Consider the following 12624-nt stretch of genomic DNA (forward strand, 5'->3'; position numbering starts at 1 on the left):
AAGCCCTCTTAGATGAAGCCGCATTAATCGCCTGTATGGCATATGTTGACTTAAACCCAATAAGAGCAAAGGCAGCAGCAACACCTGAAACATCAGACCATACCAGTGTAAAAATACGCATTGAAAGTGCCACTGCGGGTAAGCAACCGAAGCAACTCTGCGCTTTTCAGGTAAATTAAAAAAGCACATGGCGAAAGGATTACCCTTTGCGCTTAAATCTTACCTTGAACTAGTAGAATTAACCGGGCGTTGTATACGCGAAGGCAAGAAAGGCCATATTGAGAGTACCACTTTACCCCTGTTACAAAGAGTCAACATTACCCCCGAAAACTGGCTAAAACTCACCACACAATTTAGTCGCGTATTTCATGGCGCAGTAGGTCGCCCAGCGTCGCACGAAGGATACTGCGAACACCTAAACAGAAAGCGGCGCGCCAACATTAGTAACTGCGAAAAGCTACTGGCTTAAAATTTCACTTCAAAAACTCTCCGTAATTCCCTTTCACTGTGAAAGCACAGTATTTCGCATGCCTAAAAATGAATAAAAAAGCAGTTTAATACGCGTTATTTGAATAAGCAGAGGGATTTTAAAAATTAAGGATGCTTTTAAGCCTAGCAATGTTTGTTTAGATAAACACCAAAGGAATTAATTATTAGAGTGGGTGTCATTTTAATTTTTTAACATTTTAGTTTTTCAGACGTTCAGGTTTAATTATGTTCTAAATCAAACCTAAACGCGTACACTTTTACGTATTGAAGTTAGTTTTTTCTTGGATTGTCTCATCAACAACTCAATAATTTTTGCGTTATTTTCGATTGGGGATTTTGGAATATTGCTTCGGTGGGGCCGTATTCAACAATTTCGCCTCGTTCTAGTACTACCAGTTGGTCGCTAATATGGCGGACTAAACTAAGGTGATGGGTTATTAATATATAGGTTAATCCGGTTTCTAGTTGTAGCTTTAGTAATAAATTAACTATTTGTGCGCGTACAGAGGGGTCTAGAGATGAAAGTGCTTCATCGAGCACAACAACCTTAGGATCTAATATAAGTGCGCGAGCAAGCGCTACACGCTGTAATTGCCCTATGCTGAACATGTGCGGATAATATTGTTGATGATCTACTAATAACCCCACTTTTAACATGGTGCTGTCTATTTTTTCGGCGCGTTGTTGTTTGTCAAAATCGGTATTAAATTGCAGGCAATCATCGAGCATGTCGGCAATAGTCAGTGCCGGGTTTAGCGAGGTTGCTGAGTCTTGAAAAATCATTCTGATATGGCGACATTGTGGATCGCGAATGCCGTTATTTTCGATTATGTTGTTTTCGAGTAAAATTTGCCCGCTATCAGCGCTATCGGCTCCGGCAAGTAATTTTGCTAGGGTACTTTTTCCGGCACCAGTTTCACCAATTATGGCTATGGTTTCGCCTTTGCCAACACTAAACGAAATATTTTTAAGTACTGCAAATTTTTTACGGCTAAATAATCCAGCCCGTAAATTAAAGCTTTTTGATAATGCTTGTACTTTTAGTAAGGGTTGCACTATTTCATCTCCTTGATCAGCGGAAAATGACACGCATAACTATGCCCTTGGTGTTTAGTTAGCTTTGGCGCAATAACACATTCTCTTTGTGCTTGCGGGCAACGCGGCCCTAACCGACAACCAATTGGTAAATGTTGCAGCGTAGGAATGGTGCCTTTAAGCGCGTAAAAAGGCTCTTTATGCGCCAAACCATGTTCGTAATCGGGGAGGCTTTTTAGTAGTGCTTGCGTATAAGGGTGGCGTGGTTGGCTAAAAATACGATGCGTTGGGCCTGCTTCAACCATTTGTCCACAATATAAAACATGAATAGTATGCGACCAGTTAACAATTTCTTCTAGCTCATGAGAAATCATTAAAATAGACATGTTTTTTAACTGATTTAAGCTTTTTAACAATCTAAATACTTGTGCACGGGTGGTGCTTTCAAGTGCGGTGGTGGGCTCATCTGCAATTAATAATTTTGGCGTACGCGCAATTGCCATAGCAATCATCACTTTTTGGCACACCCCTTCTGAAAGCTCGTGGGGGTAGCTGCTAAGTATTTCTTCGTGGTTTTTAATACCGACTTTATGAATAAGTGCTTTTACTCTGTCTTTGCGCTCGCGATTACGCTTTAAGAAAAACCCTTTACTTGCTACCTCAGGTAAGGTTTCGGCTATTTGATCAAATATTTTAGCGGTAGGGTCAAGGCAGCGACTCGGATCTTGATAGATCATTGCTATGTCTTGGCTCACTACTTTACGGCGTTGTTCTGGGGTTAAACGCATTAAGTCTACCCCGCGCCAATGCACTCTATCAGCTGTTATTACCCAGCGTTCATTAAGCACTCCTACAATTGCTTTGGCGATTAAGCTCTTCCCAGAACCAGATTCACCCACTAAAGCATGTACTTCGCCTTCTTTTAAACTAAAGCTCACTCTGTCTACGGCTCTAATAACGGTTTCAGAGGTATGTAATTCAATGGTTAAGTTTCGAACATCAAGTAATTGCATTTAATCAGCCTTACGCGCTTGTAAAACTTGGCGAAGTCCATCGCCTACTAAGTTTGTTGACAGTACCGCTAAAAACAACAGTACGCCTGGTAGGGCTACAGTCCAGGGGGCTAAATATATAAGCCCGAGGTTTTCGGCTAAAATTGCACCCCATTCGGTTGTAGGTGGTTGCGCGCCTAATTTTAAAAAACCTAAAGCGGCTATATCTAAAATAGCAGTAGAGAGCGCCATGGTAAAAATAACCACTATATATTCATATATATTAGGGTAAATCCCTCGCGACAATATATGCCAATTAGAGGCGCCATCGAGCCGATAAGCGGTGATGTAATCTTTACTCAGCTCATCTACAATTAAGTTGCGAATAGAGTGAATAAATTGCGGCAGCAGTGCCAAAATAATTGCCCATACGGTATTCATTAAACCTGGGCCTAATATCGCTATAATAATAATTGCCAGCAACAACGACGGAATAGAAAGCGTTATATCCAGTAAGTGATTTAAAAAACTGGAGCGAAGCCCGCGACTAATACCAGCAAAAGTGCCTACGAGTAAGCCAATGACAGTGGTTAAAAACGCTGCAATAATTGATAAGCCAAATGTATACGTTGCGCCGTTCATTAATCTAGAGAGCACATCGCGGCCTAAATCGTCGGTGCCTAAAAGAAAACGTACGTCACCCATTTCGCGCCACGAGGGCGGAATAAGTAAGGCATCACTATGTTGCTGATTAACCCCATAAGGGGCTAAAAAAGGTGCACTGGCGGCCAGTAAAGCAAAAGCAATAAACACCCATAAACCAACGAGTGCAGGGTGGTTGGTTTTAAATTTTCGCCACAGCCGTGCTAGGGGCGATTTATTCGACTCTTCAGAAAATAAGTTAAACTTTGCCATGAGCTTGGTTCCGTGAGAGTGGGTCGAATAGAGTATAAATTAGCTCTGCGATTATGGTGGCAAAAATAATAAATAAAGAAACCGCCATTAAGCCACCTTGTATAGCGGGGTAATCACGCTGATAAATACTATCAATTAACCAGCGGCCAATCCCAGGCCACGAAAAAATAATTTCAGTGATCATTGCCAGCGTAATAAGCGTGCTAAATTGTAAACCAATTTGCTTAATTACCGGTAACAATGCATTACGCAGCGCATGGTGTATTATAAGTTGCCTGCGATTAAGGCCTTTTGCGCGCGCTGTTTTAATAAAGTTTTGATCCATTACTTTAAGCATAGATTCGCGAGTAAAGCGTATTAATACCGTAGTGGGGTACATAGCCAATACTATGGTAGGCAAGGTAAGGTGGTGTAAGGCGTCAATAAAAGCCATGCCCTGGTACGGAAAGCTTGCCAAGCTAATATCAATTAAAATAAAACCTGTAGTGGGTGGTATTTCATAGAGTAAGCTCATTCTTCCTGACATTGGAAACCAACCCAGTTGCAATGAAAATAGCATAATAAGCAATAATGCCAACCAAAAAATAGGCATGGAATAGCCTATCATAGTGGTAGAAGAAATAAGCTTATCGGGCCATTGTTTGTAATAAGCAGAGGCTAATATGCCCGTAGGAACACCAATAACAACCGAAACAAACAGCGCGTATATACTAAGCTCGAGTGTGGCAGGAATTAAGTCGAGTATTTGCGAAAATACGCTATCTCCAGAGGCAAACGACAGTCCCCAATCACCTTGCAATATGCGCCCTAAAAAAGCGATATATTGCATAAAATAATTACTATTATATAAATACTTATCTTCTAACTGGGTGTGTTGCGCAAAGTTATTACTGGGAATACCGCTTAAATTACTTAATGCATCGCCAGGAAATAAAAAGCTCAGTAAAAAAGTAAAAACGCTAAGCATTAATACCATAAAAACAAATAAACCAATGCGGCGTAAAATATAATCTAAGCGCATTATTTTTTCCTCGCATTAGCAAGCGAAATAGCACCAAATGGGCCGAGCGTTATGCCCTCTACATCAGCACTGCTTGCCTGAAAACGCATGCCGTGGGCTATTGGTATTAAAGGTAGCTCATTAATAATCATGCTTTGTGCAGCGTCATAATATTGTTTACGCAGTGCTATATCGGTTGTACTAAGCGCTTGGTTAAGTAAAGAGTCAAATTGTGGGTTACACCAATTTGCGGCATTTTTACCACTAAAGGTGGCCGTGCAACTTAGCAAAGGGCTAAAAAAGTTATCAGGGTCGGGCGTATCGGCAGCCCAGCCAAGCAGTACGCTGTCGTGTCGGTGCTCGCCAACACGCTGAATAAAGGTATTCCATTCGTATTCTATAATACTCACTTTAACCCCTATTTTACGTAAATCACTTTGCATTAGTTCGGCCATTTTACGGGCATTAGGATTATAAATACGACTGACTGGCATGGCCCAAATGTTCATGTTAAAGCCATTAGGTAAGCCAGCTTCAATAAGTAATTTTTTGGCTAAAGCAGGGTCAAAATTTGGAATGTTAGCTTGTGGTTCAAACGCCCACGAGGTGGGTGGTAAAATTGATTGAGCGCGAATACCATTGCCGTAATACACAGCCTGCATTATTTTATCTACGTCAATTGCATGAGCGAGTGCTTGTCGTACTCGTATATCGTCAAAAGGGGGGCGCTCAGTATTAAATGCCCAGTAGCCAATATTTAAGTTAGTTTCTTTTTCTACATTAATGTCGTCGCGCTGGGCTAAAATACTCAATTGCGCGCTACTTGGATGAGCAGTGACATCACATTCTTTGGTGAGCATTTTAGCTATACGCGTGGTGCCGTTAGGGGTAATGTCGTAAACCAATTGATCCAGTACCACGTCGTGTTTCCAATAAACTGGGTTTTTATAAAAGCGCACTAAATGGTCGCGCCTATACTCTTTATAAATATACGGGCCTGTGCCTACTGGGTAGTGATCAAACAAATTGGTTTGTTCGCTGGCTTTTAGTTGCATGGCATATTCTTGTGACAATACAACAGCAAAATCGGTGGCCATATTGGCTAAAAAGCTACTTTCGGCATTAAACAACTCAAACCGTACTTGATAGTCAGACACACGTACAATTTTACGAATAAGCTGATCAATTCCTACACTCTGAAAGTAAGGATAATTAGCATCGCCAACAAAGTGATACGGATTATAAACATCAAATAAGCGGCTAAAAGTAAAAATAACATCGTCAGCGTTAAGGTCACGGCTAGGCGTAAAATAAGCTGTGGTATGAAATTTTACGTCTTTACGTAAGGTAAAAGTAATCGATTTACCGTCTTTACTCGTTTTCCAATCGGTGGCTAATTCACTTTGAAATTCAGCTGTAACAGGGTCAATACTAATTAGGCGGTCGTATAATTGATTGGCAATAATATCTATAGTTGAGCCTGTTGTAGTTACCTGCGGATTAAACGACACAGGGTTTGCTTCAGCGCAATAAACTAAGCCTTGGTTTTTTTCTTTTAAGATTTCTTCTTTACTATCTATACACCCTATAAGGCTGGTTGATAGCAAAGCAAGTAATAATTTATGCACCTGCGTAACCTCTAACTATTATTGAACTATAACTAAGTAAACTGAAACTCACCCCTTGGTGTCGCTTGGGTATAGCAAGTTATATTTTTTCAGATAGCCACGTAATTGATGATACGTCAAACCCAGTACTTCTGCAGTTTTCTTTTGATTAAATTGGCTATGCTCTAAAGCTTTATTAATCATTAAAATTTCAAAGTCGTTAGAGAGTTTTTTTAAGCTACATGGAAACTCAGTATTAATAGGCGCTACACTTGGTAGTGCTTGAGCAACCGGCGCTGCGGCAACCGCTGGCTCAGGAGTATTAATGTTATTATTAACAAAAGCAGTAGGCTTTACTCGTGGTTTTGGCCTAAAACGGCTTTCAAATGGGTCTAAAATAATCTGATGAACGGGGATCTGTTCACTCCCATGGCGATACAAACTGCGCTCAACCACATTTTTTAGCTCTCGAATATTACCAGGCCAATCATAACTAAGCAGTGTTTCTGTGGCACTACGGGTAAAACCGCTAAACAATTGCCACTCTAAATCGCGCGCCATATTCATTGCAAACTGCTCTGCAAGCAGCATTATATCGCCTTGGCGTTCACGCAGTGGGGGAAGGGTTATTACATCAAAAGCCAGGCGGTCGAGCAAATCGCTTCTAAACTCACCTTGCTGTGCTAAATAAGGTAAATCTTCGTTAGTAGCGCACACTAAACGCGTATCTACTTTTATTGTTTGTTTACCGCCTACACGCTCAAATTCACCGTACTCTATTACGCGTAGCAATTTTTCTTGTACCATTTCGGAGGTGTTTGCTAGCTCATCTAAAAATAAAGTTCCGCTGTTTGCACGTTCAAAGCGGCCTTCGTGGCGTTTGCTAGCGCCAGTAAAAGCACCACTTTCATGGCCAAATAGTTCACTTTCGAGCAGGTTTTCGTTAAGCGCCGCACAGTTGAGTTTTACATAGCTTTGATCCCAACGTTTAGATAAAAAGTGTAAACGCGCTGCAATTAACTCTTTACCTGTGCCACGCTCACCAATAATAAGCACTGGTTTATCTAGGTTAGCTAACTGCGATACCTGATCAAGTACCGATAAAAAGCTATCAGATTGGCCGAGTAAGTTATCTTGTTGGCGATATTGGCTCATATTTCCTAACTCTTAGTCATTTTTACTAACAGTTAGTGTATTTCATAATGGGAGATAACTAAAGTAATTTGTAATTTGAGTTTAACTCTATGAATAAATTATGTATTTTAACTTTTATAAAGTTGGCAAGCATATTGATACAGTTATAGCAGACAAACTAAGTTTAAATTATAGAGGTAAATGTTATGGGAATTTTTTCACGTTTTGCAGACATTGTTAATTCTAATATCAATGCCATTTTAGATAAAGCAGAAGACCCAGAAAAAATGGTTCGTCTGATTATTCAAGAAATGGAAGACACCTTGGTAGAGGTTCGCTCTACGTCAGCTAAAACACTCGCTGAGCGAAAAGAATTAGTACGTCGCGTTGATACACTTAAAGCGCAAATGAATGATTGGCAAAACAAAGCTGAACTAGCGCTAAGCAAAGATCGTGACGATTTAGCACGTGCCGCTTTACTCGAAAAGCAAAAGTCAGCTGAAGCTGTAGCCTCAGTCGAGGGTGAACTTGAGCATGTAGGCTCACACATCGAAAAGTTACAACAAGAAGTAACCACGCTACAAGAAAAGCTAGCAGATGCTAAAGCTCGTCAAAAAGCGATTATATTACGTCAGCGTTCGGCTGAGTCGCGCCTTGAAGTTAAAAAAGCACTTGATAGCTCAAAGGTAGAAGATGCACTTAATCGTTTTGAGCGTTACGAAACTAAAATAGATGGACTAGAATCTCAAATAGAGTCGTACGATTTAGGCAAAAAAACCTTAGCAGATGAAATTGCCGAACTGCAAAAAAACGAAAAGGTAGACGATGAGTTAGCTGAGCTTAAAAAGAAGCTAGCAGATAAGTAACGTATAGCTAACGCATACCAATAATAATATAAGGGGCCCATGTGCCCCTACTTAAAACACTAATACGGATAGTCAGGAGAGGGTTATGTTTGATCCAGAAATACTCGTAGCACCATTTATTTTATTTATGATTTTTGTAGCGCCATTGTGGTTAATATTGCACTACCGTAGCAAAAAACAAGTAAGCCAAGGGTTAAGTGAACACGAGCATCGCCAGTTATTAGAGCTTGCTCAAAAAGCCGAAAAAATGGCAGACCGAGTCGAAACACTCGAAGCATTACTTGATCAAGAGTCGCCACAGTGGAGGCGTAAAGTATGAGTACCAAACGTGAATTATTAAGAGATCCGCAGCGCGGAAAAATAGCCGGCGTATGCGCTGGGCTAAGCGATTATTTTAATATGGAATTATGGTTAGTTCGTATTATATTTGTTAGTGCGGTATTACTAACTGGCGGCCCTTTATTTGTGGTAGCGTATATTGCAGCCTGGTTTATTTTAGATAAAAAAGAACCCACTAGCGCCTATAAAACAAATTCAACTAACTATGGCGATCCGCTAGAAGTGAAATTTAAAGTATGGCAAAAAGGCGAGCCACCGCGCCGCGCATTGCAAGACTTAAAAGAGCGTTTAACACGCGTAGATACGCGCCTACAAAATATAGAACGCTATGTTACTTCTACTGAATTTACGGTGAGCCGTGAAATTAACAAACTTTAAAGGATTTAATAGCACGGCAACTACACATTAAACAGTAAGTGAAGTGCTAAGTGCTAAACCATTATGAGTCGTACTTCATTTGCAAAAAAGACCTTTACCAGTATTAAAGGCAAAGCACAAAAAGCATTGCATCGAAGCTTAGATCAGCATGTAAAACTGGCTGTAACAGGTTTGAGTGGCAGCGGCAAAACAGCGTTTATTACCGCATTAGTTAAACACTTAACAAGCCAAGCCAGTGATAAAAACCTGCCTTTTTTTGATGTAATGCGCGAGCGCCGTCACATTGCCACTAAAGTAGTGCCGCAAGAGGCGCTTAAAGTGCCCACATTTAATTATACTCGAGCATTAAATGCGTTACTCCCCAGTGACGGCGAGCCAACATGGCCGCCTTCAACCGAGCGCATAAATACGCTGCGTTTAGCTATTAAGTATCAAAGTAACGCTGGGCTGCGTGGCCATTTTTCACCGCAATCAACACTTTATTTAGATATTATTGACTACCCCGGCGAGTGGTTGCTTGATTTACCTATGCTGGAGCAAAGTTATGCACAGTGGTGCGAGCTGCAATATCCGCTATTAACGCAGCATTTGCGGGTGCATACCTCAAGTGAGTTTTTAACAGCCGTTGAGCAACTCGACCTAAATGCGCCGGTAGATGAAAGCGCACTTGCGCATATTGCACAGCTTTATCAAAGCATGTTGGTAGGGCTTAAAAAAGACACTAAATTAGCTATGCTGCAACCTGGGCGCATGTTAATGCCAGGCGATTTACAAGGCGCGCCATTGCTATTGTTTTTTCCAGTATCGGGTGAGATAAATAGTAATAACCTAGTTGCAGGCTCTAACTTAGCGCATTTAATTAAACGCTTTAACGCCTACGTTAAAGAGGTTGTAAAGCCCTTTTATAACGAACACTTTCGCCATTTTGATCGCCAAATAGTGTTAGTGGATGTGCTTAGTGCCTTAAACGAAGGGCATGCAACCTTGCAAGAGCAAAGTAGTGTTATTAATCAGTTATTGGCGCACTTTAGTTATGGTGAATCGGGCTTTTTTAAACGCTTATTTAAACCTAATATAGATAAAATATTATTTGCCGCTAATAAATCAGATCATATAACCGCTAAGCATCATAAAGATTTAGCACTATTACTTGACTCATTAGTGCACGAGCAAAGTAATCATTTAAAGTTTGATGGTGTGCAAATAGAAACCATGGCTATGTCGTCAATTACCGCAACACAGCCGCGCCAAGTAACCGACAAAGGCCAAACGCTAGACTGCGTTTATGGCAAGCCACTTAACGAGCCTGATTGGCTAACCTACTTACCGCCACAGCCGCCTAATAGAATGCTTAATAAAAGTGAATGGCCAGCGCAAGGGTTTGAGTTTTTATCGTTTTCGCCAATGCCAAGCCCAGATAAGCAGTTAAAACATATTCGATTAGATCATGTGATGCAGTACCTGTTAGGAGACAAGTTAGCATGAGTGAATCAAACCAAGAGTTTCAAGCAGGACGTCGTATAAATACCCAGAGTATGGAGCAAAACGAACCTGAATTGGCGCCTGCAAAAATAATTGAACATGGACAAAGTGATTACCAAGAAGATAATGACGAAGCGCTAGAGCCAGAAATTGACCTAGCGCCAGTATATAAAAAGTCAAAATGGCAAACGCTCAAAGGCATTTTTGTTGTTAGTCTTATGGTGCTGGTGTTGTTAGAGTTTGCTTTTTCATTGGTACTGGCTTTTCAACAGTCGATTATTTTAGGCAGTATATATTTAACCGCTGTAGTGAGTGGGGTGTTGCTAATAGGGCGCTTATTATGGCGCGAATACCGAATGCTGCGCAGTTTAAAACGTAACCAGTTACATCGCCATGAAGCCGACAGGCTGTTAAATAGCGAGCAAGTAGGCGGCGCATTACCTTGGCTTGAAAAACTAAATAAACATCAGCAACTTGATAACTTTGAAACTTTTAAAAATCAAGTGGCAACGCATCACAGCGATAAAGAAATAATGACGCTGTACGCCAATAGTTTATTAATAACGCAAGATACCCAAGCTAAAAAGCTAATTAATCGCTTTGCAACCGAGTCGGCGTTACTAGTTGCGCTTAGCCCGCTGGCGCTGGTGGATATGATGGCTGTGCTGTGGCGTGGTACTAAGTTAATAGAGCAAATAGGAAAAATTTACGGGATTGGTTTTGGTTACGCAAGTCGCATAAAACTGTATCGCATGCTAATAAAGCAAGTAATGTTTGTGGGCAGTGCCGAGCTTATTTCTGATTTAGCTGCAACCGCGCTAAGCGCCGAGTTATTAGGTAAGCTTTCAGGGCGAGCAGCACAGGGCTTAAGTGCCGGTATATTTACCGCGCGCATTGGCTACAAAGCAATGGAACTAAGCCGCCCATTACCTCGGCTTGAAAATAAACGCAATTTATTAAAAAGTACGGTACAAAATATTGCTAGTAAAATTATTAGCCGTAAAAAGCCCGAGACAACGGAATAAGCAGTATTAAGAAATACTTGGCAATATTTATGTACAGCTAAAAGCAATAAATATTGCACAAGTAGCCATCTGAGCATCCGGGATGCTTGTGCTTTGAATGCCCATACGTTTTGATTGAAGGCTAATACCCAATAACAATCAAAATAAGAGAGTATTCAATGAGCAAGCATCATATAAACACCCAATGTATTCACGGCCCGCAAAAAGCAAACGACCCTCACGGCGCACTCACTTCTCCTTTGTATCAAACCTCAACTTTTCATTTTGAAAATGCAGCGCAAGGTGCAGCACGTTTTGCTGGCGATGAGCCGGGCTATATTTATACCCGCCTAGGCAACCCAACTACTACCGAGCTTGAACAAAAAGTAGCGCAATTAGAGGGCTGTGAAGCGGCTGCAGCAACGGCAACTGGTATGGGGGCGGTATCGGCCTCAGTACTTAGCTTTTTATCGCAAGGGGATCATTTAATTGCATCGAGTGCTTTATATGGGTGTACCTTTGCGTTTTTCTCGCACATGTTGCCGCGCTGGGGAATAGAAGTCACCTTTGTTGATATGACCAACGAGGATGAACTACGCGCTGCAATTAAACCCAATTCAAAAATGATATTTGTAGAAACGCCCATTAACCCCACTATGGCGGTTATCGATTTAGCATTAATTGGCGCCGTTGCAAAGCAGCACAACTTAATTAGCGTGGTCGACAACACCTTTTTAACGCCATTACTACAATCACCTAAGCAGTACGGTATCGATATTATAGTACACAGTGCTACCAAATATTTAAACGGCCATGGCGATGTGGTAGCGGGCATTGTATGTGGATCTATGGAGCATATAACGCTAATAAAAATGACGGTGCTTAAAGACATTGGCGCCACTATAAGCCCGCACGATGCTTGGCTTATTAATAGAGGTTTAAAAACCCTCGCCATAAGAATTGAGCGCCACTGTATCAGCGCACAAACAATTGCCGAATACTTAGAAGCGCACCCACAAGTAAGTAAAGTTTACTATCCTGGGCTTAAATCGCACCCTGGATATAAATTTATTGGCAAACAAATGAAAGCGGCAGGCGGTGTTATTGCTTTTGAGCTAAAAGGTAGTTTGCAGCAGGGGGCGCAATTCATTGATAGTATGCGGCTTTGTACAATTGCCGTAAGTTTAGGCGACGCTGAAACACTTATTCAACATCCAGCCTCTATGACCCATTCACCTTACACACCAGAGGAAAGACTCGCTGCAGGTATTAGCGATGGATTAATTAGGCTTTCGGTTGGACTTGAAGATGTTAACGATATTATTGCTGATCTTCATCAGGCATTTACTCAAATAAATTAGAGTGTATTTAATTGTATACGAT

The 12624-nt window shown here is 41.2% G+C and carries 12 protein-coding genes and 1 pseudogene; 7 read left to right on the forward strand and 6 right to left on the reverse strand.

The genetic code is table 11. The annotated features are described in order from the left end of the window. Nucleotides 1–469, forward strand: a pseudogene (locus tag HC000_RS09460) (transposase); the annotation flags it as partial. A 314-nt stretch (nt 470–783) separates the two neighbouring features. Here HC000_RS09460 and HC000_RS09465 read toward each other — a convergent pair. Genes HC000_RS09465 through pspF form a run of 6 tightly spaced genes read right to left on the reverse strand, consistent with a single transcriptional unit; the run spans nt 784 to nt 7193 of the window. After that, nucleotides 784–1545 (reverse strand): ABC transporter ATP-binding protein, encoded by a 762-nt coding sequence (locus HC000_RS09465; protein ID WP_011328713.1) that lies wholly within the window; start codon nt 1543–1545, stop codon nt 784–786. After that, nucleotides 1545–2537, reverse strand: a complete 993-nt coding sequence (locus HC000_RS09470; protein ID WP_011328712.1) for an oligopeptide/dipeptide ABC transporter ATP-binding protein — start codon at nt 2535–2537, stop codon at nt 1545–1547. The genes HC000_RS09465 and HC000_RS09470 overlap by 1 nt, the downstream gene beginning before the upstream one ends. After that, the gene (locus HC000_RS09475) at nt 2538–3431 is read right to left on the reverse strand and encodes an ABC transporter permease subunit (RefSeq protein ID WP_011328711.1); all 894 of its coding nucleotides are present in this window, start codon (nt 3429–3431) and stop codon (nt 2538–2540) included. Then, the gene (locus HC000_RS09480) at nt 3418–4452 is read right to left on the reverse strand and encodes an ABC transporter permease (RefSeq protein ID WP_011328710.1); all 1035 of its coding nucleotides are present in this window, start codon (nt 4450–4452) and stop codon (nt 3418–3420) included. Before HC000_RS09480 ends, HC000_RS09475 begins: the two co-directional genes overlap by 14 nt. Continuing rightward, the gene (locus tag HC000_RS09485) at nt 4452–6059 is read right to left on the reverse strand and encodes an ABC transporter substrate-binding protein (RefSeq protein ID WP_179807530.1); all 1608 of its coding nucleotides are present in this window, start codon (nt 6057–6059) and stop codon (nt 4452–4454) included. Before HC000_RS09485 ends, HC000_RS09480 begins: the two co-directional genes overlap by 1 nt. A gap of 48 nt (nt 6060–6107) precedes the next feature. Further along, nucleotides 6108–7193 (reverse strand): phage shock protein operon transcriptional activator, encoded by a 1086-nt coding sequence (gene pspF, locus HC000_RS09490; RefSeq protein ID WP_179807531.1) that lies wholly within the window; start codon nt 7191–7193, stop codon nt 6108–6110. Nucleotides 7194–7378: 185 nt separating this feature from the next. Between pspF and pspA the strand changes: the two genes are divergently transcribed. The 6 genes from pspA (at nt 7379) to megL (ending at nt 12602) form a co-directional block, all read left to right on the forward strand. After that, nucleotides 7379–8038, forward strand: a complete 660-nt coding sequence (pspA, locus tag HC000_RS09495) for a phage shock protein PspA (RefSeq protein WP_179807532.1) — start codon at nt 7379–7381, stop codon at nt 8036–8038. 85 nt (nt 8039–8123) lie between these two features. Then, complete coding sequence (pspB, locus tag HC000_RS09500; RefSeq protein WP_011328706.1) at nt 8124–8357, forward strand: envelope stress response membrane protein PspB; 234 nt, start codon at nt 8124–8126, stop codon at nt 8355–8357. Further along, the gene (gene pspC, locus HC000_RS09505) at nt 8354–8755 is read left to right on the forward strand and encodes an envelope stress response membrane protein PspC (protein ID WP_011328705.1); all 402 of its coding nucleotides are present in this window, start codon (nt 8354–8356) and stop codon (nt 8753–8755) included. Before pspB ends, pspC begins: the two co-directional genes overlap by 4 nt. Nucleotides 8756–8818: 63 nt before the next feature. Continuing rightward, nucleotides 8819–10240 carry a YcjX family protein gene (locus HC000_RS09510; RefSeq protein ID WP_179807533.1) on the forward strand — a complete coding sequence of 474 codons (1422 nt, stop codon included), beginning with the start codon at nt 8819–8821 and terminating at the stop codon, nt 10238–10240. Further along, nucleotides 10237–11262, forward strand: a complete 1026-nt coding sequence (locus HC000_RS09515; RefSeq protein WP_179807534.1) for a YcjF family protein — start codon at nt 10237–10239, stop codon at nt 11260–11262. Before HC000_RS09510 ends, HC000_RS09515 begins: the two co-directional genes overlap by 4 nt. Before the next feature lie 158 nt (nt 11263–11420). Next, entirely contained in the window at nt 11421–12602 is a 1182-nt protein-coding gene (gene megL / locus HC000_RS09520; RefSeq protein ID WP_011328702.1) for a methionine gamma-lyase, read from the forward strand. The last annotated feature ends 22 nt before the right edge of the window (nt 12603–12624 follow it).

Source organism: Pseudoalteromonas sp. MIP2626 (genome assembly GCF_013414205.1).
Taxonomy (GTDB): Bacteria; Pseudomonadota; Gammaproteobacteria; order Enterobacterales; family Alteromonadaceae; genus Pseudoalteromonas; species Pseudoalteromonas nigrifaciens.